Source organism: Haloarcula sp. H-hyl6, from assembly GCF_056934455.1.
This window is the reverse complement of the sequence record NZ_JBRIIK010000003.1, coordinates 277,947-304,077: the sequence shown is the minus strand read 5'-3', so window position 1 is coordinate 304,077 and position 26,131 is coordinate 277,947. Positions and strand designations below refer to the sequence as shown.

Annotated in this window: 21 protein-coding genes and 2 pseudogenes; 12 read left to right on the top strand and 11 right to left on the bottom strand. The window is 62.9% G+C overall.

Annotated features, from left to right (window positions below; all coding sequences use genetic code 11):
- Positions 1 to 273 precede the first annotated feature (273 nt).
- The 5 genes from Hhyl6_RS19855 to Hhyl6_RS19835 form a co-directional block, all read right to left on the bottom strand.
- Complete coding sequence (locus Hhyl6_RS19855; protein WP_483740987.1) at positions 274 to 1,383, bottom strand: Gfo/Idh/MocA family protein; 1,110 nt, start codon at positions 1,381 to 1,383, stop codon at positions 274 to 276.
- A 12-nt stretch (positions 1,384 to 1,395) separates the two neighbouring features.
- On the bottom strand, positions 1,396 to 2,364 hold the full coding sequence (locus tag Hhyl6_RS19850) for a sugar phosphate isomerase/epimerase family protein (protein ID WP_483740986.1): 969 nt from the start codon (positions 2,362 to 2,364) through the stop codon (positions 1,396 to 1,398).
- Positions 2,365 to 2,720: 356 nt separating this feature from the next.
- The gene (locus tag Hhyl6_RS19845; RefSeq protein ID WP_483740985.1) at positions 2,721 to 3,062 is read right to left on the bottom strand and encodes a DUF7344 domain-containing protein; all 342 of its coding nucleotides are present in this window, start codon (positions 3,060 to 3,062) and stop codon (positions 2,721 to 2,723) included.
- Complete coding sequence (locus Hhyl6_RS19840) at positions 3,055 to 3,315, bottom strand: hypothetical protein (RefSeq protein WP_483740984.1); 261 nt, start codon at positions 3,313 to 3,315, stop codon at positions 3,055 to 3,057. Before Hhyl6_RS19840 ends, Hhyl6_RS19845 begins: the two co-directional genes overlap by 8 nt.
- A gap of 86 nt (positions 3,316 to 3,401) precedes the next feature.
- Entirely contained in the window at positions 3,402 to 6,578 is a 3,177-nt protein-coding gene (locus tag Hhyl6_RS19835) for a GAF domain-containing protein (RefSeq protein ID WP_483740983.1), read from the bottom strand.
- 244 nt (positions 6,579 to 6,822) lie between these two features.
- Here Hhyl6_RS19835 and Hhyl6_RS19830 point away from each other — a divergent pair, with 244 nt between their 5' ends.
- From Hhyl6_RS19830 to Hhyl6_RS19820, 3 genes and pseudogenes are all read left to right on the top strand, one after another.
- Positions 6,823 to 7,098: a HalOD1 output domain-containing protein gene (locus tag Hhyl6_RS19830; protein ID WP_483740982.1), complete on the top strand. Its 276-nt coding sequence runs from the start codon at positions 6,823 to 6,825 to the stop codon at positions 7,096 to 7,098.
- A gap of 283 nt (positions 7,099 to 7,381) precedes the next feature.
- Positions 7,382 to 8,848, top strand: a pseudogene (locus Hhyl6_RS19825) (transposase); the annotation flags it as partial.
- A 459-nt stretch (positions 8,849 to 9,307) separates the two neighbouring features.
- The gene (locus tag Hhyl6_RS19820; RefSeq protein ID WP_483740981.1) at positions 9,308 to 10,528 is read left to right on the top strand and encodes a site-specific integrase; all 1,221 of its coding nucleotides are present in this window, start codon (positions 9,308 to 9,310) and stop codon (positions 10,526 to 10,528) included.
- Between the two features lie 29 nt (positions 10,529 to 10,557).
- Here the strand turns inward: Hhyl6_RS19820 and Hhyl6_RS19815 are convergent, their stop codons facing one another.
- Both Hhyl6_RS19815 and Hhyl6_RS19810 read right to left on the bottom strand, forming a co-directional pair.
- The gene (locus Hhyl6_RS19815) at positions 10,558 to 14,049 is read right to left on the bottom strand and encodes a UvrD-helicase domain-containing protein (RefSeq protein ID WP_483740980.1); all 3,492 of its coding nucleotides are present in this window, start codon (positions 14,047 to 14,049) and stop codon (positions 10,558 to 10,560) included.
- Positions 14,046 to 16,157: a PD-(D/E)XK nuclease family protein gene (locus Hhyl6_RS19810; protein WP_483740979.1), complete on the bottom strand. Its 2,112-nt coding sequence runs from the start codon at positions 16,155 to 16,157 to the stop codon at positions 14,046 to 14,048. Before Hhyl6_RS19810 ends, Hhyl6_RS19815 begins: the two co-directional genes overlap by 4 nt.
- A gap of 140 nt (positions 16,158 to 16,297) precedes the next feature.
- On the opposite strand from Hhyl6_RS19810, the gene Hhyl6_RS19805 reads away from it, so the two are divergent.
- A complete protein-coding gene (locus Hhyl6_RS19805) occupies positions 16,298 to 16,504 on the top strand; it encodes a hypothetical protein (protein ID WP_483740978.1) in 207 nt (68 codons plus the stop codon).
- A gap of 466 nt (positions 16,505 to 16,970) precedes the next feature.
- Here Hhyl6_RS19805 and Hhyl6_RS19800 read toward each other — a convergent pair whose 3' ends face one another.
- The gene (locus Hhyl6_RS19800) at positions 16,971 to 17,855 is read right to left on the bottom strand and encodes an alpha/beta fold hydrolase (RefSeq protein WP_483740977.1); all 885 of its coding nucleotides are present in this window, start codon (positions 17,853 to 17,855) and stop codon (positions 16,971 to 16,973) included.
- Positions 17,856 to 17,990: 135 nt separating this feature from the next.
- On the opposite strand from Hhyl6_RS19800, the pseudogene Hhyl6_RS19795 reads away from it, so the two are divergent.
- Together Hhyl6_RS19795 and Hhyl6_RS19790 are read left to right on the top strand one after the other, a co-directional pair.
- Positions 17,991 to 18,317 (top strand): annotated as a pseudogene (locus Hhyl6_RS19795) (helix-turn-helix domain-containing protein); the annotation flags it as partial.
- 42 nt (positions 18,318 to 18,359) lie between these two features.
- The gene (locus Hhyl6_RS19790; RefSeq protein ID WP_483741157.1) at positions 18,360 to 18,581 is read left to right on the top strand and encodes a helix-turn-helix domain-containing protein; all 222 of its coding nucleotides are present in this window, start codon (positions 18,360 to 18,362) and stop codon (positions 18,579 to 18,581) included.
- A gap of 40 nt (positions 18,582 to 18,621) precedes the next feature.
- On the opposite strand, the gene Hhyl6_RS19785 is transcribed toward Hhyl6_RS19790, so the two are convergent.
- Both Hhyl6_RS19785 and Hhyl6_RS19780 read right to left on the bottom strand, forming a co-directional pair.
- Positions 18,622 to 19,029 (bottom strand): DUF8160 family protein, encoded by a 408-nt coding sequence (locus Hhyl6_RS19785; RefSeq protein ID WP_483740976.1) that lies wholly within the window; start codon positions 19,027 to 19,029, stop codon positions 18,622 to 18,624.
- Positions 19,026 to 19,820, bottom strand: a complete 795-nt coding sequence (locus tag Hhyl6_RS19780; protein ID WP_483740975.1) for a ParA family protein — start codon at positions 19,818 to 19,820, stop codon at positions 19,026 to 19,028. The genes Hhyl6_RS19785 and Hhyl6_RS19780 overlap by 4 nt, the downstream gene beginning before the upstream one ends.
- A 440-nt stretch (positions 19,821 to 20,260) precedes the next feature.
- Here Hhyl6_RS19780 and Hhyl6_RS19775 point away from each other — a divergent pair, with 440 nt between their 5' ends.
- The 6 genes from Hhyl6_RS19775 to glpR all read left to right on the top strand — a co-directional run bounded on the left by Hhyl6_RS19775 (position 20,261) and on the right by glpR (position 25,816).
- Positions 20,261 to 21,601, top strand: coding sequence for a sugar ABC transporter substrate-binding protein (locus Hhyl6_RS19775; RefSeq protein ID WP_483740974.1), 1,341 nt, complete (start codon positions 20,261 to 20,263; stop codon positions 21,599 to 21,601).
- Positions 21,602 to 21,646: 45 nt separating this feature from the next.
- The gene (locus tag Hhyl6_RS19770) at positions 21,647 to 22,576 is read left to right on the top strand and encodes a carbohydrate ABC transporter permease (protein ID WP_483740973.1); all 930 of its coding nucleotides are present in this window, start codon (positions 21,647 to 21,649) and stop codon (positions 22,574 to 22,576) included.
- A gap of 2 nt (positions 22,577 to 22,578) precedes the next feature.
- Positions 22,579 to 23,499 carry a carbohydrate ABC transporter permease gene (locus Hhyl6_RS19765; protein WP_483740972.1) on the top strand — a complete coding sequence of 307 codons (921 nt, stop codon included), beginning with the start codon at positions 22,579 to 22,581 and terminating at the stop codon, positions 23,497 to 23,499.
- A 5-nt stretch (positions 23,500 to 23,504) separates the two neighbouring features.
- The gene (locus tag Hhyl6_RS19760; RefSeq protein ID WP_483740971.1) at positions 23,505 to 24,635 is read left to right on the top strand and encodes an ABC transporter ATP-binding protein; all 1,131 of its coding nucleotides are present in this window, start codon (positions 23,505 to 23,507) and stop codon (positions 24,633 to 24,635) included.
- Positions 24,636 to 24,637: 2 nt separating this feature from the next.
- Positions 24,638 to 24,811: a hypothetical protein gene (locus tag Hhyl6_RS19755; protein ID WP_483740970.1), complete on the top strand. Its 174-nt coding sequence runs from the start codon at positions 24,638 to 24,640 to the stop codon at positions 24,809 to 24,811.
- A gap of 231 nt (positions 24,812 to 25,042) precedes the next feature.
- On the top strand, positions 25,043 to 25,816 hold the full coding sequence (gene glpR / locus Hhyl6_RS19750; protein ID WP_483740969.1) for an HTH-type transcriptional regulator GlpR: 774 nt from the start codon (positions 25,043 to 25,045) through the stop codon (positions 25,814 to 25,816).
- Between the two features lie 158 nt (positions 25,817 to 25,974).
- Here the strand turns inward: glpR and Hhyl6_RS19745 are convergent, their stop codons facing one another.
- The gene (locus Hhyl6_RS19745) at positions 25,975 to 26,115 is read right to left on the bottom strand and encodes a hypothetical protein (protein ID WP_483740968.1); all 141 of its coding nucleotides are present in this window, start codon (positions 26,113 to 26,115) and stop codon (positions 25,975 to 25,977) included.
- Between the last annotated feature and the right edge of the window lie 16 nt (positions 26,116 to 26,131).

Sequence of the window (26,131 nt, the reverse complement as noted above, 5' to 3'; positions counted from 1 at the left end):
GTATCACCGCTTCTTCGACGCGTTCCGGCTTACGGTTCGCCGATACGATATCGCCCCGCGGTTGGCTTCGGAACAGGGAGCAGTCGCTCGTGCCGTAACTCACTGAAAACGGTGGGTGAGGGGGGTGGTAGTGTGGTGACGGACGGTGGACTGACATCACCGAACCCATGACTGACATGTCGGGGGTAGCGTCACCGTGGACACTTGTGCTGAGTGTCCACTCCTCTCTCAACCCTCCAACTATTAAAAATTTTTCAACAGTTGCTCTCTCGCTTACGCTAAGTCGACCCACTCGCGGCGGTCGTCGCTCCGCTCGACGGCGTCTAACACCCGCTGAACCGCGAGTCCGTCGGCGAAACTGGGCTCGTAGTCGACCCCTTCGGCCACCGCCGAGAGGAACTCGTAGTTCTCGTGGACGAACGTGTGCTCCCACCCGATGACGTGCCCCGGCGGCCACCAGTGGTCGAGATACGGGTCCTCGGCGTCGGTCATCAGTATCGTCTCGAACCCGCGTCCGTCCTCCCGCAGCAGTTCCAGTTCGTTCAGCCGTTCCAGCGAGAACCGCAGGCTCCCCGTCGTCCCCTCTATCTCTATCGTGTGGTCGTTCTTGTGCCCGTTGGCGAACCGCGACGCCTCCAGGGTGCCCATCACGCCGTTCTCGAAGGCGACCTGCGCCGAATACGCGTCGTCCACCGTGACCGGCCGCGTCTCCTCACCGCCCTCGACTGGCCGCTCGTCGACGAACGTCCGCAGGTGCCCGCTCACGCGCTCGACGTCGCCGACGAGGAACCGTGCGAGGTCGATAGTGTGCGCGCCCAAGTCGCCGAGCGCGCCGCTGCCGGCCATCTCCGCGTCGTTGCGCCACGACCACGGCGCCTCGGGGTCGGTCAGCCAGTCCTGCAAGTACCGCCCGCGGAAGTGGCGAATCTCGCCCAACTCCCCGGCGTCGATGAGGTTCTTCGCGTACTGGATGGCCGGGATGAACCGGTAGTTGAACGCGATGCCCGCCGGCACGTCCGCACCGGCGGCCGCGTCGGCCATCGCCTCGGCGTCGTCGAGGGTGGGAGCCAGCGGCTTCTCGCAGAACACTGGCGTCCCGGCCTCCAGCGCCGCGATGGAGGGCTCGGCGTGGACGTGGTTCGGCCCCAGATTGTAGAAGACGTCCACCTCGTCCACTACCTCGCGCCAGTCCGTCGCCGTCCGCTGGAACCCGAGGCTGTCCGCGGCGTCCGCGAGCGCGTCCTCGTCGCGGCCGACCAACACGTCCCGGTTGACTGCAGGCGCGTCCTCGAAGAACATGGGCAGGCGCGCGAACGCGTTCGCGTGCGCCTTGCCCATGAAGCGATACCCCAGTACGCCGACGTCGAGTGGTTCTGTGGTCATTGTCGGGAATGGTTATTCGGCCCAGTAGGCGTCGCCGGGTTGCGTTTCGAAGACGGCGCGGTCGAGGACGTCGACGGCCTTCTCCAGTCCCTCGCGCGCACTCGTGAGCGAGTCCTCGTGTTCGATGGAGAGTGCGCCGTCGTAGCCGACCATTCGCAGGGTGGAGACGACGTCCTTCCAGTGGCTCTCGTCGTGGCCGTAGCCGATGGAGCGGAACAGCCACGAGCGGTCCGCCTCCTCCGTGTAACCCGACGTGTCGAGGACGCCCTTCTCGCGGGCGTTCTCCTCGTAGACTTTCGTGTCCTTGGCGTGGACGTGATGGATGGCGTCGTGTTCTCCCAGTAAGCGGATGGCGGCGGTGACGTCGATGCCCTGCCAGTAGAGGTGCGAAGGGTCGAAGTTCGCGCCGATGCGGTCGTTCGTGGCCTCCCGCAGTTCCAGCATCCCGTGGGGTTCGTACACCAGCATGTTGGGGTGCATCTCGATGGCGACGTCAACGCCGTGCGCGTCGGCGTGTGCTGCGAGGTCCGACCAGTACTCCGTGGCGACCTCCCACTGGTACTCGTGGGCGTCGGCGTGTTCCCCGGGCCACGGCGCGGTCACCCAGTTGGGCACCTCGTCGTTCGGGCCGCCGGCGGGGAGCCCCGAGAAGCAGGTGACGGCGTCCACGTCGAGTTGGTCGGCCAGTTCGATGGCCTCCCGGAGTTCGGTGTCGGCCTCGCTGGCCCGCTCCTCGTCGGGGTGGAGCGGGTTGTTGTGCGTCGCCAGCGCGCTCACGTCCATGTCGTACTCGTCGAGGCGGTCACGGAGGTCGGCCTGTGCCGCCTCGTCGTCCAGATACGCCCCACGCGGGAGGTGGTCATCGCCCGGGAACCCGCCACAGCCGAGTTCCACCGCCCCGACGCCGATGTCGTCGAGATAGGACAAAGCATCTGAAAGCGGTTCGGTGGCTAACGGGACGGTTAACACGCCTATTTGCATGACAGGTAGAGCTGTGTGTGATGGTGTATTAAAACCATTGCTGCCCACCCCACGGCGGTGGACTACGAGCACGATAACCCGCAATTCTCACCGGTGGAAAGCCGAACCGACGCTGTCGAGTCGAGTGCAGGGGTTTAGTTGAGTTGGAGCAGACTAATCACACACAGAACAGACATTCTATAACTCGATACTCAAAATAAGAATGCGTCATGTGCGTATATATTATCAGAACTCCCACAACCTCGGAGGATGATTTTGATGCGTGCCTTAATTCCACGATCCACTAAGAGAATACGTTCTCGGACACTCCCGGGAGTGGCCCATACGATCGATTTCGACGGTACAATCCCGACCGCTTAGAGCCACTCGTCGGGCAGTTCGTCGGCGTGGTTCTGCATCAACTCCAGGAGCGGCCGGATCTCCTCGAACTGGGGGCCCTTCCGTACAGTGTTCGTCTCTTGGTCCCACTCGATGAACCCGGATTCCTCCAGTTTTGGGAGGTGGGTGTGGCGCATGTGTACCATCAGCGTTTCCAGGTCCTCCGAATCGAATTCGACATCGTCGGGAATCTGGGGGTCGTCGTCGTCCTGTGGATTGTGCCGGAGCAACGCGACCAGTACCCCTCGACGATACCGATTGGCCAGCACGTCGAGCATCGCGTCCATGTCGGGCGCTGACGAGGCGGTGCGATCAGTCATGGTCGTGTGGCTCCTGGGTCGGGGGTTCTCCTCTGCTCGAAGGCAGTGGCGTTGGGTTCGCAGCGACCTGTTCGGCGAGCGTCTCGACTTTCACCGGTCCGTCCGCACGGAGGAGGTGAAACAGGATGCGTCGCTCGGGACGACCGCTGAGTACGTCCAGCACGTCCGAGAGCGAAGTCGGACCGGCCTGTGGAGAGACGCTACGGGAGTCGGTGGTTTCCACCGCTTCGCCTCCCGTTCGATCGATGGTCATACTCTCCGTTCGACACCGAACGGGAAAACGCACTTCTCGAAATAGTTGTGACGTGATCGAGTGTACTGCAATTATTTCGCAATCTCTCATTGCTCCCCGTTAGCGAAGACCACGTCGAGTACAGTCCGTTGGGCATCCCGAATGTGCCTCGTGAACGTCGAGGGGACGATTCCCAGGGCTTCGGCCAGGTCTTCGCCCGTCTGCACTCGGGGCGATTCGAAGTAGCCGCTCCGGTAGGCCAGCTGGAGCACCTCCTGTTGGCGCGGCGTCAACCGGTCCAGCACGGCGGCCTGGAGCGTCTGTCCTGGTTCGCGCTGGCGGGTCTGACGAGAGAGCAGTTCGAGGTCGGGGACCGCCCGGCCGAGGCCCTCGACGAACTCGCGGACGTCCGCCGTCCCCGGAAGATCGATGAGCATCGTCGCAGTCCCGGCGTCGTGTCGGAGCGAGCGAATCGTCGCGTCTCGGTCGAGAACGTGGCCGGCGAGTATCGGTTCCTTCACCAGCGCTTTGAACATTGCTCCTGCTTCGCAGTCGCCGAGACACTCCAGGTCAGCGATGCCGAGCACGTCTTCGATAGCCGTCGACAGTTCCTCGACGGTCACGCCCTCGGCCGTGAAGAAGACGGTCGCTCCGCCGTCGTCTCGTGGGACGAGTCCGTCGAATACGAGTTCGCCGTCTATCTCCTCCGAGAGGCGACAGAGCGGTTCGTTCGCCGCCGTCGAGCGCAAGGTCAGTTCGACGACCCTGTCGGCCTGGAAGGTCGCCCTAGTTTCGAGAGCGTTGATCGCGTGAGCGATCGTCCCCCCGAGTTCAGAGAGCACGTCGGTATCGCGGTGGTTGCGCGACGGCGTCCCGCCGTATACGACGAGCAACCCGTAGACGGAGTCGTCGTAGACGAGCGGGATAGCCAGACACGAGCGTGCCCCCCGTTCGAGTGCGACTTCCCGCCACGGTCCTGCCTGCGGATCGGTCGCGATGTCCCTGACGACCTGCAACTCGCGGGTCCGGAGCGCCGTTACGAACGGATCTTGGTCCGTGTCCGCGTCGTCGCGGACCGTCGCGAGGTCCTCGACGGTCGCACTGTCGACGCCAGCCCACGACCGCGGCCTGATGGCGTCGTCGTCGGCGTCGAACTCACCGACCCAGGCGAACTCGTAGAGGTCTGAATCGGCCAGCCGCTCACAGACGGCTTCGGTGATATCCTCGCGGGTGTCGGCGGCCACGAGCGCCTGGTCTATCTCCCGGATGAGCGTGTTGAGCTGGTCGAGCCGGGTCAGTTTCTCGTTTCGTCGCTCTAGCTCCTCTTTGCTTTCGGCTCGGTCCCACGCGGTCTCGACGGTTGCGGCCACTGTCTCGACGAGGTCGACCGTTCGCTTGTCGAAGGTGTCCACCCGGGTGGAGCCGAGACAGACGACGCCGTGGCGGCCCAAGGGAACGAGGGCGCGGCTTTCGAGCGCGCCCCACGTGTCCTCGTCACCCTCGGGGTCGGTCGCCACGTCGACATCACTCCCGACGAACGCCTGCCAGACCGGGTCAGAGATCTCCGTCGAGAGGCTGACCCCACCGAGGTCCACGTCCGAGGCCGTGTCGCTGACGGTTTCTTTGAGGTCGCCGCGCTGCTCGTCGTACCGCCAGAGTGCGGCGTACTCGACGTCGAGGACCTCCCGGACCAGCCCCGCGACGCGGTCGGCTATCGTCTCCGACTCGGTGTCGAGCAGTTCCCGAGTCGCGAGGTTGAGCCGTTCGAGCGATTGATTGGTCCGGTTCAGTGCCTGCTCGGCGCGGGCGCGTTCGATGCGCGGGAACACGCGGGCCGCAATGTCCTCCAACAGCTCGATTTCGTCGCGTCGCCAGTCGCGGGGCTCCTTGCTCGTCACGGTGATGTTTGCCACCCAGCGTCCCTGCCACTGAAACGGAACCGTGACGAACGCGCCGATATTCAGCCGGGCGTACTCCTCCGTGTTCGCGCGTTCATCGAGCGCGGTGTCGCGGACGACGACCGTTTCGTCGGCGCGACCGGCGCGGGCGAACTCATCGCCGAAATACTCCTCCAGCTGGAAGGTTTGCTTGAGGCTCGGAACGTCTGCAGTATTCCAGCCGTGATGGATGGTGGCCTCGTTGTTGGCTTCGTCGACATCGGCAAAGATGCAGGTTGAGACGTGGAGGAACTCGCCGAGACGCGTCCCGACCGTGTCGATGATATCGTCGGGCGTGGACAGGCGAGACAGGTCGTTGCTGATCTCGACGAGTAAATCGGTGTTCAACTCGCGGTGCTTGCGCTCGGTGATGTTCTGGATGGTGCCGACGGCCCGTTCCGACTCTCCGTCCTTGCCAGTGTACAGTTCGGTCTCCACCAGAATCCACCGCTGTTTCCCGTCAGTTCGGACGATCCGGCTCTTGAAGGATCGTTCGCCGAGACCGTTTTCGAGGTAGTCCCGCAAGCGCTCGCTGTCCTCGGGGTGGTAGTGTTCGAGGGCAGATTCCAGGTCCCAGTCCGCCGGAATCTCGTCGTAGCCCAGGATTTCGGCGTAGCGGTCCGAGACGTACAGGCCCTCCCCGGTTTCTAGGTCCAATTCCCACACGCCGATTTCGGCGGCGTTCGTCGCGGTCTGCAGGCGTGCCTCGCTCCGGCGAAGCGCCTCCTCCATCTCTTTGCGCTCGGTGATCTCGACGACGAACTCGACGTACGTGCTGTCGTCCAGTTTCTGTGATTCGAAAAGCCCCCACCACTGAGAGCCGTCTGCGTGGTAGTACTGCTTCTCGTACGAGACCCCGCTGCCGGTCGCGTCGACCTCCTCGATGTGGTGTTCGGAAACTTCGTAAAACTCCTCCGGGGTGAGGTCTCGCCACGAGGTCTCCAATGCCGCCTCGTACTCGAAGCCAGCCATCTCCAGAAACGCGTCGTTTGCGTCTTCGATGACGAGGTCAGCCGGGTCGTCGCTCGTGGCATCGCGTCCCCAGACGATGACACCGACCATCTCGGACTCGAAGACCGGGTGAGAGCGAATTCTCTCCCGGTCCCATGTCGTCCCGTCTTGCCGTGTCTCTGTCTCGGCGGGTCGCCACCAGACACGGCTGTTTGCCCCCACCTTCTTCGTCTGTAAAATGCCGTCTTCGACGAGTGACTCCAGCCGGTTGTAGACGGTTCGTTGGGTGCAGTCGAACCCCTCGGCAACCTCCGGCGTCGTCACCGGCGTCCCGGGGGGACCGAGGATGTCGACTTTCTCCAGCACGTCGGTGGGTGCTGGTGAGGCCGTTGTCATAGGAGAACTTCGTCAAGAACGGTCAAAAGCATTCTGTCGATAGAACCGCGATCTGCGAACGACCGAGCCAGTTATTGGCACAGGACGCAAACCAGAAGTGAACAGGTGACTGAAGTGTCCCGTTCCACTCCTTCGCGTCTCGTGACGATAGACCACTCCTGTAACCGGATACTATGGCATTCCGAAAGATGCGACGGGGGATCCAAACCGAGACGATGAGATGAGCGAGGGAAGAGATTCACACGTGGATTCGGAACCAACGGTCGAGACGCGCTACTCCACTGGTGAGTCTCGAAGTGAAGTAGTCATCAGAGCGCTCGCAGCGGCGAAGAGCGTCGAACCAACCGAACTCGATCTCCTGTACGACTTCATCGACCCCGAAGCCCTCGATTCACTTCTCGGCGACCCGGTGATCGGCGACGAATCCCAGACAGGCGTGGCGTTCAGCGCGACGGGGTACCGAGTCGTCGTCAGCAGTAACGGCCACGTCTCCATCTGTGACGAAACAGACGGACGATAGTCCTCGAGATGTGCGTGGTTTTCACGACCAATCGTTTCAATCAAGTGATTGTACGTTGGCTCGTAAGCTCTCTCCAGGGGAGTTCTATCGACAGACGATATTGGTGCAGAGAGACCGCGATCACTTCCATCGTGCCTGTGGAATCGGAAATTGATGTCGGAGATGCTGGATCCGCTCTCGGACCGTGCCTGCCGGATGACCCACGCCTACAAGACTGGAATCGAGCTCAGTGAGACCTACGGGAGGGAGCATGTCTCCGGACTGCGGTGAGCGAAGTCACCATCTCAAGGACGGGTATCCAGACTGGCACCCAGTACCCCATTCGTTCGAGGGAATGCTTCGGCTGTTCATCTACCGGGAGATTACGGGTGACAGCTATCGGGCGCTCGAAACGTACCAAGAGCTGGCCGAGCCATTCGGGTTAGAGTGTGTCCCCGACGAATCCGTCCTCTCGCGGACTTGGCGCAATCGATTTAATGATGGTGTTCGCGAGTACGTGACCGTCGCCGCCCACTTCGTCGTCAAAGAGATCCACGACCACGGCCCCACAGTCTCCGCTGTTCGACCCAAAGAGGACGTCATCGAGTCAGATGCTGACTCGGCCGCTGACGATGAAACAGAGAGCCGTGCGTTTTCGGACGAACGGATCTATCGGACGACACGCCTTGCCCGTAATCATGGCTTCGACGGCTTCGACTCTGGACGGGCAGAGAACGCCTCTTACGAGGATACGCAGTTCTTCGAGTTACAGACGTTCATGGGTATGGTAGGCTGTGGAACCGCCCAGGGGGCCGCTCGCTTCCAATTCCGGCGCGGCGAGGAACACGGTCCACACGGCGACACACATCTGCGGGCGGTCAAACAATTCGAGCCCGCAGAACTCGTCGAGGGGTTCGATCAGGCCAGTGACCGTCTGCTGTCTGCGATCGCTGCTGAGGCGTCGTTTCGACGTCCGGTGACTGCAGCGATCGATATCACGACCGTCCCCTATTACGGCGATGTCGAGGGAATGCCAATGGTCAGTGGAATGGGAGGCGAGGAGGAACGGGCGTTCAAGTTCGCGACGCTGTCCATCTCGGTGAGAACGTGCCGCTCATCCTGTCAATCGAACCCGTCCGTGAGAGCTCTGCCTGGGACGACAATCAGTCGAATCAGGTGCATCGCGTCGTCCGGCGACTCGTGACGCGAGCGAAAGATCATGTCCCGGTCGAGACGGTCCTGTGTGACCGTGAGTTCGATTCGAAGCGAATCTACCAGACGCTCTCGAATCTCGGGGTGAACTACCTTTTCCCACACGGATCAACAGCACTGAGCGCGAGGTTATCGAGACGATGGATACCGATGGACAAGGTGTGGCAGTGGAATCAGCGTCTGTTCACGTCGAATCGGGCACCCACTCGATGCAATTCCTCTACGTCCCGTCGACGAGTGGGGAGGGCACGACCGTCTTCGCCACGAATCTACGAGTCGGCCCGGAAGGGGCAGAATCGTTCTGCCGCCGCTACAGTCGGCGCTGGCAAATCGAAAACGAGTACAAGAGCATCAAGAACGATTTCCTCGCGAAGACCTCCTCGAAGGACTACAGAGTGAGATCGTTCTACTTCGTGTTCGCGGTCTTGCTCTACAACATCTGGCGACTCACAGATTTCCTGCTGAAAGCTGGCGTTGACGGCGAGATGAACTATAGGCCGTGCTGACCGCAGGCGAGTGTGTCGAACTCGTTGCCTCGGCGTTGATCCCGCCTGACTAACCGGCTGAGCTCTCGCTGAGTCCACCGGTTGGGAGTGGCAACACTATTCAGCAGCGCCAGAATCAACGCAATCTCTTACACTCACCCGACAGGTACGACCACGAGGGGTCACAGCCGATGCTTGATTGGTGAGAAGCACCACGAACCGACGGGGATTCTACCTAAAACTGGCCTATCCTCCGAAACTGTGGAACTTCCAAATCAACTAATTCAATATAGCACTATATGATTTATAGACAGACTCAGGGGAAGTATTCGCCGAGTAGAATGACTCTAAGCCGATTTTACGAGCAATTCTGGCTCGTCGAGTACTGGTCGCGATTACTCTGATAATCACGACCAGTTTCAAGTACCCCCACGCCGTCGGGTAAGCACGAATGCTGCACCCGCCGAATTCCGGTCCGTACCCCCGGGAAACGCCGACGAGAGCGCATCGCCGTCGCAGGAGAGAGTCCGACGATGGTTGACCGCTCACGGGCAGTCCCACTCCGCGAGACGTTCGGCCGCTACCTCCAAGACAAGGGGAAAGGGCGGGGCAGAGACGGTGGGAACTACCGACGGAACGCCGAACGCGAACTCGAGCGGTTCGTCGAGTGGGCCGCCGGTGAGACGGCCGACGGGGACGGTATCGTCCCGCCGGACGCCGACCGAGCCCCGACGTTCGACGACCTCGACGAACGGACGTTCAGGGCCTACGCGCGCCACCTCGCCGGCGACCGGGGACTGAAGCAGAACACGGTCAAGACCTACTACGCCTACGTCTCGGCGTGGTGTGGGTGGTGCGTCAACGAGGGGTATCTCGAGGCACACTACGCGCAACGAGCGAGCGCGACGGCACCGCTCCCGGAGGACGACGGCCGCAAGCCGGGCGACCAACAAGCGTGGACGCCCGACCAGCGACACGCCCTCACCCAATACGTGGACCAGCAGGCCCGCGAGGCCATCGAGACGCTGTCTGACCACCCTGTAGTGGACGGCTCACAAGACCGTCAGCGTGCCCGATACGCCGCGCTCAGGGCCGCACGTGACAGAGCGCTCGTGTTCGTGCTCGCCTACACGGCCGTCCGGGTCGGCGAACTCCTCCGCGACCCGGACGACCCGCGGCGGCGGGGCGTCCGCTGGGGCGAAATCGACCTCGAGGACGGGAGTATGGACGTCTACCGGAAGAAACAGCAGTGGGACGCGGCCAGCCTCCCCGACCCCGTCGTCACGCCACTACGGACGTATCGTCGGTTACTGGACCCACCGAGCGACCGTTGGCCGGTGTTTCCGACCCTCGACCAGCGAACGCTCGGGGAGTGCGTCCGAACGGAGCTGGCCGACCGTGGACTGCGCCCCGAGGAAATCCAAAAGCGGCGCGCAGAGCACGCACGCGACCTCTTGCTGGCAGTCGAGGAGGACATCAGACCACAGTCACTGACGACGGACGGCGCTCGAACGGTCCTCAAGCGGGTGACCGCCGAGGCGGACGTCGACGTAGACCACCCGAAACACGAGTACTTAGCGCCACACGGCGGGCGTCGCGGGATGGGTGAAGTCCTCGTCAGGGCGTTCGGCTACACCGTCGCGGCCCGGTACCTCGACAACTCCGAGGAGATGGTGCGCGAGCGCTACTCGCACATCGAGGCCGGGGAACTCGGCGACGTGGCTACCGAAGCCCTAGAGGAAATCGACCACTGAGTGCGGGAGACAGCGCCGGACGTCGACCGCTACGGGTTCTCGGACACCAACGACGCCAACCACGACGCGACGTCGCACTGTGGCGGGTCCACTCCCCGGGAACCGGACGCGACACCGAGGTACGTGAGCGTCTCGACCACCTCGGCGTCCTCCGACAGTTGCCGGTCGAGTAGCCAGCCGTAGAACGCCGTCTGAAGGGCGTATCGGTCCCACATACGCTGCTCCGGCGTCGCGAGCATCAGCTTCAGGTCGTCGACGTACCACGTGCCGTCGATTCGCGAAACGACGTCGACGTGGTTCTGCGTCTCGATGGTGACGCCGTCGACGTCGAGGACGGCGTCGAGCGGATACTCCACGTACGTCTCGTCGCTCTGACGAAGCCGCCGCCACGCGTCGGTCTCCGCGAACTGCGGACAGACAATCTCTCGGACGTACGCCGCTACGTCCTCCCGTTCGTGCGACGGGGCTGCTGGTGCGTGGGCCACGAGGCTGGATTCTAGTTCGCCGGCGAGAACACCCTCACAGCGCCGTAGCGTGTCGGTCTGAACGCCCTCTGACACCGCAGTTGTGAGCACGTCGTGGACGACGTGCCCGAGTGCGTCCGGCCCGATGGCATCGAACGAGAGCGGCAGCGAGGCGGCCGGTTGTGGGCGCTCGGAGTGGAGCGCGCGGCCCTCGATATGCGCGAGTCTGTGGGACTCGAGGTCGCTAGCGAGGGGATAGAGCGTACTGCCGTTCACGTATCGAGGCGTCCAGCCAGTCTTCGTCGCGTCAGGGGCGAGAGCCGCTTTCGGCGTCTGTGGCTCGCTCGTCGTCCGGTGCCCCGTCGTCATCGATACATCGTTTACCGCTATATCGACCGCCGAAGCCCTGCCCGAGTGTCCCTGCGTGTCTTCGGACTCCCTGTGAGCGTCCCCGATTGGTAGCGTCTCCTGTAAGGTCCCAACCCAACTGTCGCGCGCCGAGTGGCGAAAGTCCACGCTGGGTAGCGAGAGCACCAGATGCTCACGGGCCCGCGTCATCGCCACGTACAGCAGTCGCCAACGTTCGGCCCGGTGCGCGTCGGCCACGTCGCGGAGCGTCGGTGCTCCGGCGAGCCTGTCGTCCGAGGCGTCGGCGACCCACTCGTTCGTCGCCCAGCGAAGTGGATTGGTCGCGTCGCTGGCCCGGCGTCCGTCGGTGTCCCCACCAACGGGAGTCCACGAGACGGTCGCTGGCGGTGCGAGCGCGAGGGTCTCACCGTGGGCGAGGAACGTCTGCCCGTGCGGACCGAAGGCCCCGACCGAGCGGCTTAGGTCGGCGAGACAGACCACGTCAGCCTCGTCGCCCTTCACGTCGTGTATCGTCCGGAAGACGACGTCGTAGGACTCGGGGCGTGCGACCGGAGCGGTCGGCCCGTCCCGCGGGTTCTCGCGGTACTGTTCCAACACCGCCGCGAGTTCGCCGAGCGAGTATCTGTCGTCGCCCTCCCACGCTCTGACGTGTTCGAGTAGCGCGTCGAGCGCCGCCAGACACTGTCCTTCGTCTCCGACCTGTCCGAACGGGTCCGTGACGAGTGCGAGCGTTTCGACGACGTCTTCGACCACCAACGTCCCCGGGTCGCTCACGTGGCGAGCGCGCCGTTCCGTAAGCGCCGAGAGCCCATCGACGAAGGCCGCTTTCGCCCCTTCGAAGGCGGTCGATTCCGCCGCTCGCTGTACGTCGTAGTCCCACTCCTCGAACGCAGTCACCGCCAGGGGAATCGCATCGTCGCAGACCAGCGTCCGCGTCCGCTCCGGGTCGGTCGGGTCGACGAGCCACCTGACGACGGCGCAGGCCACCTCGACGGGTTCGACCTCGAACAACCGCTCGCTCGCGTGAGCGACCGACAACCCGCGGTTCTCCAAACGTGTGGCCAGCGCGGCCATGTTCTCTCGCGTCGGGAACAGCACTGTGGCCGTCTCCGAGGTGTTTCCGTCCCTCTCGAACCCCTCTCCCTCGAAGGCACTATAGAGATACGTTCCGAGCGTGTCCGCCTCACCGCTCTGCTCGAACCACGTCCTCGTCCCGGGAACCCCCGAGCCGCGATACTGGGCTACGTGAACGGCAGGGCCGTCAGAGGCGTTCCTTTCGGCTGTGAACCGCGTATACTCGGACTGGCCCACCTCCGACGCCCCTCGCGTAGGGTCGGTGAGGACCTGTTCGAACACCGTGTCCACGGCGTCGGCGATGGCCGGTCGCATCCGGTAGGTCCGGTCCCCTGTCTCGCTCTCGTGGACCGACCACTGTCGACTGAAATATTCTCCGCTCTCGAAGGCATTTCTGAACAACTCGGGCCGTGCGTTCCGCCACGCGTAGATGCACTGGTCGGCGTCACCGGCGAGCAGTACCCGAGCGTCCTCGGGGACGAACGCACCCAGTGCGTCGTGTTGTACGAGGGAGACGTCCTGTGCCTCGTCGACGACGAGGGTCTGGAACTGTGCGGCGTATCTGTCGCGGACCCGGTCACGGAACCCGGACGTGACCGTGTTCCCGTGGGCGGCGAGTGCGTCGCTGTCCTCGTCGAAGAACTCTGCCACCCAGTACGGGACGTCGAGGTGCGCCACGACGCCGCGCTCACGACACGTTGCGTCGTACGCCGTCTCGTAGGCGTCGAGAACGGTACAGAAGTGGTCGAGACAGGTCAGCCACGACTCGTAACACTCCCGGTCCGCAGTGACGACCGGCTCTTCGTCGCCTGCGTGGGCCGCCTCGAACGCCTCGGCCCGGTCGGCGTCGTAGAACCGTGCGACATCTGCACACAGGTCGCCGAACGACGAAGGTGGTCCGTCGGGGTAGACATCCGATACGACGGCCCTGAGTCGCTCTCGCACCGTCTCGAGTGAGAGCCGCCGAGAGCGCTTCTCTCGTCTCGCCCGTTCGAGCAGGTCGTCTACCTCGCTGGTCGGGTCGTCCTCGGCTCCGGGGTAGGCGGCGTCGAGTACCCCGAATGCATCACGGTATCGCTCTTCGGACCGGAGGTCGTCCAGACAGTCGGCCCTGAGCGAGGACAGGAGTGCCTCGTTACCGACCGTGGGCATCCCGTCGAATCCGACCTCCGTCGCGACGTCTGCGAAGACGCCACGAAGGACACTGTCGATGGTCCCGACGTGGTCGGCGTTGCGGAGGCGGCGTTGCAGACGGTCAGCCGTCTCGCGGTCGATGTCGACCGGCCACTCGTCCCCGTCCGCCTCGACGTATGCGTCCAAAGTCTGCCGAATCCCGGGTTCTAGACTCGCAGCGTCGTCGCGGGAGAACGAGACGACGGCGAGACGCTGTTCGGGACACTTCGCCCCGGCGGCGTCCGCCCGGACCAGCGCCTCGGCCGCTATCTGTTCGACCGTGGTCGACTTCCCGAACCCGGGCTTGCAGTCCAGGACGAACAGGCCCGTGTCGTGGGCGAAGAACTTGTCACGGATAGCCGACTGGGCCCCTTTAAGCGGGTGAACGTCGTCGTCTCCGTGGCTCTCGTCTGCCTTCATCTCGTGACCCCCGTCGTTCATCCGTGTGTTCCTCCCGTCCGCTTGTCGTTCCCGGGGACGCTCCTGAGTAGGGTCGGCGGCAGCGTCGTCGGCGCACCGAGTAGCGCATTCCGTCCGTCCGCGTCCACCGTCGTCGTATCGAGCGACGACAACAGCGGTGACCGCTCGTATCGAACCCCCTCGACGTCCTCGGTGAACCGCGTCACTATGAGGTGGTCACCCGCAGTCCGCACCGCGTCGGCGAAGTGGTCGTACTCACGCGCCTCGGTCCACGCACCGCGGACGCCGAGGCGGCGCGACGCCCTCGAGTCGCCGTCCACGACCGCGGCCCGGAACTCGGCCGGGAACGCTCCGTCGGGGCGCTGTGGCCACTCACCGTCGACCAATCCCACCGCGACGACGTACGGGTACGAGCGCAACCACGTGTCGGTGGCGTCGAGGACGTCGATTCGCTCGGCGTTGTCGTGCTCTCTGCGCCCGGGTCGGACCGTGGCGATGGCGTCCAGAACGTCTCGTATCGCCTCCCACGAGCGGTCGAGATACCCCCTGTCGACCCAGTCGTCGTACTTGGCCCTCGTCTCCCGCAGGAGGTGTTCGTTACCAACCTCGCCTGCCACGCGTTCTACTGCCCGGGCAGTCCGGGCGGTTTCAGCGTAAGCGGGCCCGTCTCTCGCAGCTAGCTCCGGGAGAGTTCTGTCGTCGAACGCATCGACTACGGGGCCGAGAGTGGCGAGCATCTCGTCGCCAACGGGTGCCGCCGCTTGCTGTCGACACCAGTTGAGGTATCCCACGACCGCACGCCTTTCGGTGCCTTCGAGAGAATCTGCCTCAGCTACCCTATTCTGCCAGGTGTGAAGAGCGTGTTCCCCGTCTGTTCGAACGGCGCGTCGGACGGCGGCCACGTCGGCCGGTTCGAGCGGCCAGTAGTCCTCTCCAGTAGGATGGGTCCACAGCAGCTCTAACGGTTCGAACAGGGTCTCGGCGTCGAGACGCTCCGCGGCGATTCCGGCGAGCGTAGCACAGGTCGCCGTGACGAGTCGGTACGGGAGGGTCCGCTTGAGTTCGAGTTGGGTCCAGACGGAAAGGTGCCGGCCGTGGACCCGCATGGCGCGGGTCAGCGGCCGTTCGTACTCGTCGACGTCGCGAGCGACCACCGCGACGTCACTCACCGAGACCCCCTCGTCGAGTAGTCCGGCCACGATGGCAGCCGCGACCCGGGCCTCCTCGTGTCTGGTTTGTGCGACGATTTCAGTCGTCGGAACCGCTCGTGGCACGTGTTCGCCGCTCAACGACGTCCTTTCGGCCTCCGCTGGCCTCACCCCCTCCTCCTGTCCCCCCGTCCGGGGCAGAAGTCTCGCAGCGATTCTCGGACCGGTGCCGGCCCGGAGGTGCAGGTGGACCACGACGTCCGTCTTCTCGTCGAGTGCCGACAGAAAGTCGAGCAAGGGCGTCCCGAGGGTACTGACCCCGGCGAGGTGAACGCGCTCGATGCTCGGAAACGCCGCCGTCCACGCTCCCCCGTCGGTCGTCGCAACCGCCTCGCGGGCCGCCTCGAAGAGTGCCGCCTCGGAGCGCAACGCGGACTCGACGCGGTCTTCGAGAGCGGCATCGAGGCCCCGGACAGCCTCGGCGAGGGCGAGGGTGTCGTCGGCCACCGGCCCTTCCAATCCCTCGCAGACCGTTCGAAGCGCCTCCGTCCGGTCGGTGCCCGTGCCGGCTATTGTCGCCAGTTCCGCCCGGGTCGCTTCGATTGTCTCGAGGTGTGCCTCGAGTGGTGACCCAAAAGCCGCCCGTAACTGGGCCGCTCCGTCGACTTCCGACCCTACTACCTCCTCGAGTTGTCGTAGCCGGTCGATGCGGTCGAGCACGTCCGGTTCCGTCCCAGTCCGTGACTCGACCACTTGCATCGCCAGCGCGACCGGTGTCAGTAGCCGCAGGGACGTTCGGGGACGGTTCGACGCCGCCAGCCGACGTGTGAGGTTTCGCTTGTGCAACTGCTCAGGCGTCAGTACGACGTCGGTCGCCTCGTCCCGTCTCGCCGCTCGGTCGAGCAAGGCGCTCTCACGGCCCTGATGGACCGCGGCGAACGCTCGCTGTCGAACCCTGTCGTACGTTGGTCCGTCGGTCACTAGTCGGTCTCGGAGGTTCGGGAGGCGGGCTAAAAGGTCGTCGCCTCGGAGCGGAAGTAAACGGTGCAGGCCGAATCCGCCTCTACCCCGAAATTCGAAGCTCTACCTCCTTTTTCCCGTCCGTTAGGTGATTCACAGCTATGGACACCGCCCTCCGGCGCCGACTCGACGCCCTCGTTGTCCTTTGCTCGGTCCTGTTGGCTATCGTGCCGACGTACGTGGTCCTCAGTCCATCAGTCGGCCCGACCTTCCTCTCGTTCTCGCTCGCCCCGTCGGCAGTCATCACCATCGCGGCGTTCGCACACGTCAACGCCGACTCGCGGGCCGACGCGGACATCGGTTTCTAGTTCCCCGACGACTGTCCCCCGCCTTTCCCAGCTCTGAACGAGCGAAGTGGGTTCGGACATACAAACTATCCAAATGCTACGAACAGCGCGTGTCAGATGCATACAAACCACCACAACCGTCCAAACCTAGCGAGACAGTAGAACCACTTAGGACCGGCTCGATACCAGATGCGAAGTACATCAGGCCAAAGTGCCGGCTAAACTCCAGGGACCACTTCATCAAAACCATCCAAACTATCACAGCCCTCCGAGACGAGCGAGACAGCAAAACCAATTCGGAACGATTGTACGTCAGATGGGAGGGGGCGTCCACGGCCACAACCGACGGAAGTACCAGCTGGCTCTGATAGCCATTCAGTAAAAGACGTCCAAACTATCACAACTCGTTTGTACAATTGGGAGGGATTTGCCAGTTCGACTGGCTCGGAAAGCGGAGGCAGGTGCGAGCGGTCACCACCCGCCGCCGTCACCGATACCGGTCTACGATATCTGACTGGGACCGAACGAGCGTCGCCAGATGGTCAGCCCCCTCGAAGACGGTCATCTCCGCGTCTGGAAGGCGGTCACACAGACGCCTCGCCCCGTCCACCGGAACGTTCGTGTCCGCGTCACCGTGCCAGAACCGGGTCGGAGTATCGAGGTCGGCCACGGTATCGAGCCACGGTTCCTCGAGTAGACCGAACTCGTGGACTACACCGCTACGATGGTTCCGGACGGCTTCGAGGAAATCCGCCTTGACGAGTGTCGCTACGTCGTCCGGAACCTCACTCTGTCCGTTAGTCGTGTACTGAGCGACCACGAACGACGGGGGCGCCCGCTCTGCGACCCACGCCTGCGCTCTGAACAGGCCCCCGAGAAGGCCCGGTACGTGGTCCGCAAGCGTCCCTAGCGACCGTTGGACCAGAGGCGTCCCGTCCCTCAGCGACGGTGGCGTCGAACCGGCGACGACGTCGATTGCGTTCACACGGTCCGGCATTGTAGCGGCCGCGGCCAGTGCGTGCGGACCACCGCCTGAGAAACCGACGACGCCAGCACGAGCGACGTCCGCGTCGTCGAGTACGGCACCGACGAACTCGCCCGTCTCCGCGAGGGTGCGCCCAGGCCACTCCGACGACGCGCCGAATCCAGGCCTATCGACCGCCAGCACCCGAACGTCTGCTCGCGTTGCTTCGTCGTCGAACAGGGCACCCAGATAGCGCGACCCCGGAGTTCCGTGGAGGAAGACGAGCGGTGTCCCCGCTGGCGTGCCGTACTCGGCGTACGCGAGTTTCCGTCCCGCCGTCGTCGTCTCCCGGTGCCCTCTGGCAGTGTGGTTTGCCAGTTCTTGTGTCACCCTCGCGCGCGCGGTCATTCGAGTGCATCTTCGGGCCACTCCCCGGGGAGTGTTCTGCCGGATTGATACGGTATTTTAAATGTGCAACCGGCACAGTCGAACGTGAAGCGAATCACGTTCGCTCTGTCTACCGACGACGAACTGGTGCACCCAATGCACCGCCGACTACTGACAGAGCGCCGCCTCACACGTGCCGAGCTACTGATGTGGGGTCCGACGGACGACGTCACGACTCTCCTCTGGTACGACGGACCACCCGCAACGGTTCGAACCGTCCTCCAGGCCGTCGATTCGGCGACCGACGTGAGTCTGGTCGCGGGAGACGGTGGAACCTACGCGTTCCTCAGACAACGGGAGTTCGAGTTCGCGGACGAACTCATGGCCGTCGTCGAACGTTCGCGCGTTATTTTCCTTCCACCGGTCTCCTTCGAGGCGTCGGGCGACGTCGAGTTCGAGGCCGTCGGCGAGTCGGCCGCACTCAGCGAGTTCTACGACGACCTCCGGACGTTGGCGCCGGTTCGCATCGAGCGTGTTCGGGATTTCGAACGCGCGAAGGCACCCGCGAACCTCTCTGCTCGGCAACGAGCGGCGCTCGAAGCGGCGGCCGACGTCGGCTACTACGACGTCCCGCGGACCGGGGACGTCCAAGACGTGGCCGAGCGACTCGACTGTGCACACAGTACCGCCGGGGAATTGTTGCGGAAAGCGGAAGCCTCCGTCCTGACCGAGTACGTCGAGCCGTGACGACGCGCCGGCAATCGACTGACGACGAGAGGTGAGAACCCTACAATTCGTCCAATCTATCTCGGACGTCCGAAGCGTCCAAACCATCCAAGCCGTCCAAACCGTATTCAACCAACAGCGGGTAGAACGCGCGGTTCTTCTCGAACTCCTCGTCGAACTCGTACTCGTACTCCGCTTTGAAGACGTTGTAAAGGCGCTCTATCTCTTTCTTTTGAGATTGCGGGAGGTACATGTACGTCCCGACCTGCTCGTCTTTCACCGAACTGTCGTCTTCCTGTTCTTCCGGTTCTGATAGTTCGTCTGGTTTTGACTGTTCGGACGATTTTGACTGTTCGGACGGTTCGTTCCGTTCGTCCACTTCGGTCGCCTGGGACTGGGCCCCGCCACGCACTCGCTCCTGTGATCGGTTGCGTCGCTGTCTGAGTCGTTCGGACCGGTCGTCGCTCATGCCGGCACCTCCGCGAGGTCGAACTGCTCGTCCAAGTTGGCGGCGATGTTCTCGAACACTTCGAGTTGGTCGCATTCGGGTTCCTCGACGAAGATGGACGCCCCGTTGGCCAGGGCTCGCTGGACGGCGGCCCGTTCGCGCACCTCCCAGACCGGTGTGTCTGCGAAGGCGTCGTTTATCCAGTCGATCATGTCGTTGGCTTGCGTCTTGCGGACGTCGATGCGGTTGACGACGACGCCTCGCTCCCCGATGGTTATCTCGTAGTCCCGTTCCAGCGCGTCGATGTGGTCGAACAGCAATTCGAAGGCTCGTTTACTCGTGTCCTCGGCCAACGCGGGGATGAGGACGTTCTGGGCCGCGTACATGGCGTTGTCCATCAGGTTGCCGAGGAACGGCGGGCAGTCGATGATGATGTAGTCGTACTGGTCCTCGACGTGTTCGAGCGCGAGGCCCAACTGCTCCCCGGACCGGCGGGAGAGCGTGAGTTCGGGTTCGACGGCGGTCATGTCGATGTTGGACGGAATGACCGACATCTCCTCGTGTTCGCGGACGAGTTCCCCGATGCGGTCGCGCTGCTGGGCGTCGCTCAACACGTCGAACAGCGACGGGGGCTCGCTGTCGTACGCGTCCCGTAGCCCGAGATTCTCGGTGGCGTTGCCCTGCGGATCGAGGTCGACGAGGAGGACGTCGCGCCCTCGGTCGTTCAGTGCGCCGGCGACGTTGATTGCGACCGCAGTCTTGCCAACGCCACCCTTCTGATTGCTCACCGCCATCTTGACTGGTTCGGCCATACGAACGATACAAACTATGCGAACTACTTAGTTCTACGTCAGACGGACCCCGTAGAAATCACAGAACCACCGTCGGGCAAGGGTTTTAGATGGTACTACAAACTGTCCAAACTATAAAAATAGGACAAACTATACGAGAGAGGCGAGCCGTCAAAACCAAGCCCGGTAGGTGACCAGCGGACGAGTACCCGGGAACAGCCGATACGTGCGAATCGCTCATCTGTTCGAACCGAACCGAGTGATTGAACGATTTTGTTCACGGCGTTTGTCACCGGGTGACGAAACGAAGTTGCAAGCTATCTACCAGATAGAGCAGTTGTTTCGCACATATAGCCACCTAAAACGTCTATTTTGAGTGAATTAGGTACTATTTCCTCATGCACATTAGCGAACAATCATCCACATGATTTATTACCCATGCCCAATTCGTGCTCATTTGCATGCAGCACAAATCAGGACGAACCCGACGACGGTTCATCAAGGGCGCAGGGGCAATCGGTACTGTCGCACTCGCGGGGTGCGGGGGCAACTCCGGGTCCGACGGAGAGAACGGGTCCGGCGGAGAGAACAACTCCGACGGGTCCGGCGAGACCACCGGAACGGGGTCGGAGTCGATGGCCGACAGCATCGTCTTCTACAACGCGGGCAGCCTGAAGTACGACCCCGGTACGGAAGAGAACATCAACCGGTTCGAGGAGGAGACGGGTATCACCGTCAAGGTGAACGAAGTCCCGTGGAACAACCTCAAGACGAGCCTCACCACCATCTGGCGGAACAAAGACGCGACGGTCGACGCGTTCAACGGCCCGACCTGGTGGCTGGCCGACTTCGTCGCCTCGGACTGGCTCGAGCCGCTCGAACTCAGCGACAGTCACATGTCGAACTTCCCGTCCAATCTGCAGGACCTCGTCACGCTCGACGGGAAGACGTACATGGCGCCGGAGTTCGGGAAGTGGGGCACGTTCCTCTACGACTCGGCACACTTCGAAGCACAAGGCGTGAGCGAACCGCCCCAGACGTGGGACGAAGTCGTCTCCAAGGGTAAGCAACTCAAGACGGAGAACACGTCGCCGTTCGCGTTCACGTGGTCGAACAAGGACGTGTTCACGTTCAAGCAGTTCCTGTATCAGGCCGGCGGCCAGCTGTTCAACGACAGCAACGAACCGGTCTTCGTGGACCAGGGGATGGACGTCATGAACTTCTTCACCCGACTCCGCGAGAACGACCTGATTCCCGACGGCATCTCCAGCATGGGCGAGGGTGGCGCTGGCGACACGTTCATCGCGGGCCAACTCGCCACCGTGGAGTCGTGGACGCCGCTGGGCGCCCGTGCGCTGAGTGCCGACGGTTGGGGAGCCGAGCGAGTCGGCAGTGCGAAACCCCCCAAAGGGCCCGACTCCCGCGCGACGTTCCAGGACACGAACGGCATCAGCGTCTCTGCCTTCTCGGAGAAGAAGCGAGCCGCAAAGAAGTTCGCCGAGTTCATGACCACGCCGGAGTCCTCGAAGACCAACATGAAAGTCGAGGGCAACCCCGCAGTCATCCCCTCGGTGTACGACTCCGAGGAAATCCAGAGCGAGTATCCGTCGTGGCTGCTCGAGGACATGAAGTTCAACCTCGAAAACGCGAAGAGCGAGACGTACCTCGCCCAACCGCAGGTCGACGACTACCTCTCCGAGCAGATCACGCCCGCACTACTGGGCGATAAGGACCCGCAAAAGGCGCTCGAAACGGCACAGAGCAACATCACGAGTCTGTATCAGGACATCGGCCTGCTCTGATACCGCCGTCAAGAATCGCCATCTAACCGCACTGCGTATTTCACAATGTCGACAGAAAAACAATCACTGCGACGCAAACTCGACCGGCTGTTCGTCCCCTTGACGGTCGGCCCGACGATGCTCTGGATAGCCGGCATCATCGTCTACCCGACCCTGAAGTTGCTCTGGAGCAGCTTCTTCTGGACGAACCCCATCAACAGCCAGAAGGAGTTCGTCGGTCTCCGAAACTTCAAACGGCTCATCTTCGCGGAGGGGGGCAGTGGGGCGTTCCTCGGACTCGCACCGGACTTCGTCTCGATTACCTGGCACACGATAGTGTACGTCGGGCTGAGCGTGAGCATCTCCTTCGCGCTCGGACTGGGTATCGCGCTCCTCCTCGACAAAGACCTCAAGGGGCGGGGCTGGTTCCGTACCGCCGTCATCGTGCCGTGGATTCTCCCCTACGTGATGAGCGGGTTGATGTGGCGCTGGATGTTCAACTCGGAATACGGCGCCATCAACGGGATACTCACCCAGTCTGGCCTCTTGTCCAACAAGATAGCGTTCTTCTCGGACGGCACGTTGTCGATGATGGCACTCGTCATCGCCGACATCTGGGTGTTCACGCCCTTCATCATCATCATCCTGCTCGCCGGGTTGCAGAACGTTCCGGAGCAACTGTACGACGCCGCCGAAGTCGACGGGGCCGGTCGGATTTCGCGCTTCGTCAACGTCACGTACCCCTTCCTGAAGCCGTCCATCCTGGTCGCGCTGACCATCCGGATAATCTTCGACATCCGTGCGTTGGACCTCGTCTGGGTCATGACCCAAGGTGGCCCGGGGAAGTCGACGGAAGTCTGGGCCTCGTGGCTCTACCGCACCGCACAGGTATTCAACCGCCCCGGAGAAGGTGCAGCACTCGGCGTGGTCCTGCTCGCGGTCACGTTCATGATCGTGGCACTGCTGTACAGAGTCTTCGGTGAGTCACCCTACTAACAATGAGCACGAAACAATCGACCCTCGGGCAACTGATCGCGGCGCTGGGACTGGACACCGAGAACGAGTGGTCACACGTCGTCCGTGAGCGACTCGTCGCGTACGCGCTGCTGGGCGTGTACGTCTTCGTCATCTGGTTCCCCATCTACTTCATCTTCATCACCAGCATCAAACCCACGTCGGCGGTTCTGGACATCCCCATCTCCTTCCTCCCGACCCAGCCGACGGGCAGCAACTACGTCGAAATCTTCCAGAACAGACCCTTCGAACTGTACACGCTGAACAGCCTCGTCGTGGCGAGTACCACCACCATCATCTGCGTGACCCTCGGCACGGTCACTGGGTACTCGTTCTCGCGGTACGACTTCATCGGCAACAAGACGCTGTTGCTGTCTATCGTCGGTGCGCGGATGATTCCGCCCATCGCGCTCATCGTGCCGTTCTTCAGCATCATGTCGAACCCGCCGCTCATCGGCGGCCTCACTGGGAGCCTCTACGACACGAAGATAGCGCTCATCCTGACGTATACGTTCTTCAACCTCCCGTTCGCGGTCTGGATAATGAAGAACTACTTCGACGGCGTCCCCGAATCGCTCGACGAACAGGCCCGCATCGACGGGTGTTCGCGGTGGGAAGGGTTCGTCAAAATCATCCTGCCCATGGCGAAACCGGGCATCGCCGCGACGGCGATTCTGGCGTTCATCTTCTCGTGGAACGAGTTCGTCTTCGCGCTCGTTCTCACGTCCTCGGAGCAGGCACAGACCCTGCCCATCGCCGTCTCGCTGTTCGTGGCCGACGACTTCGTGGACTGGGCACACCTCGCGGCCGGCGGGATGATTGCGGCGCTCCCCGGCATCCTGTTCGGCCTGTTCTTCCAACAGTACATCGTGAGCGGACTGACGCAAGGAGCAGTCAAGGAGTAACAACAATGGCACACGTAGAACTCAACGACTTGGTAAAGCAATTCGACGACGTCACCGCGGTCGACGGCATCTCACTGGACATCCCCGACGAGAGCTTCACCGTCTTCGTCGGCCCCTCGGGATGTGGCAAGACGACGACCCTCCGTCTCATCGCCGGCCTCGAACGGGCGACCGACGGGGAGATTCGCATCGGCGACGAAGTCGTCAACGACCGCCGAGCGTACGAGCGGGACATCGCGATGGTGTTCCAGAACTACGCGCTGTACCCCCACAAGACCGTGCGCGAGAACATGCGCTTCGGGCTGGAACAGCACGACACCCCCGAAGACGTCATCACCGAGCGCGTCAGCGAGGCCGCGGAGCTACTGCAAATCGAGGACTTGCTCGACCGCAGACCCGCGGAGCTCTCCGGCGGCCAGCAACAGCGTGTGGCCCTCGGTCGGGCCATCGTCCGCGACCCGGCGGTGTTCCTGATGGACGAACCGCTGTCGAACCTGGACGCGAAACTCCGCGTACAGATGCGCGCCGAACTGAACAAACTGCACGAAGAGCTCTCGACGACGACGGTGTACGTCACCCACGACCAGGTGGAGGCGATGACGCTGGCCGACCAGATAGCCGTCATGGACGACGGTCAGATTCAGCAGGTCGGCGCGCCCACGCACGTCTACTCGAACCCCCGGAACATGTTCGTCGCCGGGTTCCTCGGGTCCCCGAGCATGAACTTCATCGAGGGAACGCTCGAACGCGACTCCGCCGAGAAACTGCAGTTAGACCTCGGGACGGACACCCACGACGTGCCCGACGAGTTCGACGACGAGCTGTCGCCCTATCTCGACGACCGAGTCGTCCTCGGAATCCGGCCCGAGAACATCTCGCTCAACCAGGACGGCATCGCCGCCAACGTCCACCCGGCGACCGTACAGGTCGTCGAACCGCAGGGCGAGAAGACGGTCCTCGAACTCACGCTGGACACCGGTCAGACCATCAAGGCGGCCGTCGACCCCGACACGAGCGTCCAGATGGGCGACGACGTCAACCTCCGGTTCGACCGTGACTCGCTCCAGTACTTCGACCCCGAGACCGGTGAGTCCCTGACCTACGAATCGAAGTCCGAACAGAAAGTGACCGCTTGACGATGGGGATAGACACCGCTCGTGGCCTGTCGCGCGTCTCGCTGACGGCGTTCGCCGTCGCCGCTCTACTGGCGGCTATCGCCGTGGCCAACTACGTCGCCGGCGTCCACGGCGGAGCCATCGTCAGTAGCATCGGGACCATCGTCGCGACGCTCCTCGGCGTCCTCACCGAATAGTTTGGGATGTGCGTTTTTACCACCGACACGAACACGATGATTACGACGCTCGTCGACACGACTGAAGACGTCGCTAACCGGTATGACTGGTGATACTCACCCGACTCGGGCGCTGTCGTGCGTTCGTGACGCATATGTATCAATAATGAACATCATAGACAGAGATATACGCACCGTGGGTCTATGTCGTCCCAGACGGCTGGCCCGCCCGACATGGGATAACTCGTGACTATGTTGCCTGACGAACGACGAGAAGAGATAGTTCGAAAAGTAAACCGAACTGACCGGGTGACAGTCGAGGAACTCACGGAGGAGTTCGGTGTCTCTGGGGCGACGATTCGGCGGGACCTCGCCTCGCTCGCCGAGGACGGCCTCATCGAGCGGTTCCACGGCGGAGCGCTCCCCGCCTCGGACGAAGCCGACGGCGACGACCGAACGGCGGACAGCGTCACAAACCCCAACGGCAAGCGCGCGATAGCCGAACGGGCGGTCAAGGAACTGAGTGACGGCGACGCCGTCTTCTTCGACACCGGCCAGACGGCCATGGAGGTGGCGCGAGAGATACCCGACTCGGTGTCGCTCCTCGTGGCGACAAACTCCCCGGAGACGGCGTTCGAACTCCGGAAGGCCTGCGGAGAGGTGAAAGTCGTCGGGGACTCCCTTCGACCCACCTCCGACGCGCTCGTGGGACCGAGCGGCGAGTCCTACCTCAGAAAGACCAACTTCGACATCGTGTTCTTGGAGACGGACGCTATACAGGCCGACGGTAGCCTCTCGGTGTCGAACGAGGACGAGGCCCGCATCAAGTCGCTCCTCGTCGACGGCGGCCACCGCGTCGTCCTCGTCGCCGACGGGAGCAAACTCGAACGGCAGAGCTTTCGGGAGTTCGCGAGCGTAGACGACATCGACGTGTTCATCACCGACGTCTCGTTGAGCGAGGAGATGCAGTCGGTCTTCGACCGGGCGGACGTGCGCGTCGTCGACAACCAGTTGGTCGTGAACTGACGGCACGTCGGTCCTGGTGCCGACACTCACCGGACCGAGAGCGGCCCAACGGGCCAACCCGTACACCTCTAATTAGTGGGTTTCGCACCGGTAGCGAGGCACCTGAACGATGAGTGCGTGGAAAATTAATCCGCAGTACCAAGGTAGATAGCAGTGACTCAGTATACCTCGTTTTCCGGGTGATGTGTCGCCTCGTGCCACAGTTCGTGGTCGGACCGCTGTTCGAACCGGTCGAGGGGTTCTGTCTCGTCGTCCTTCGTCTCGCGTATCGCCTTCTGCATGGTGAAGTAGTCGACCATGGAGACACCATGTACT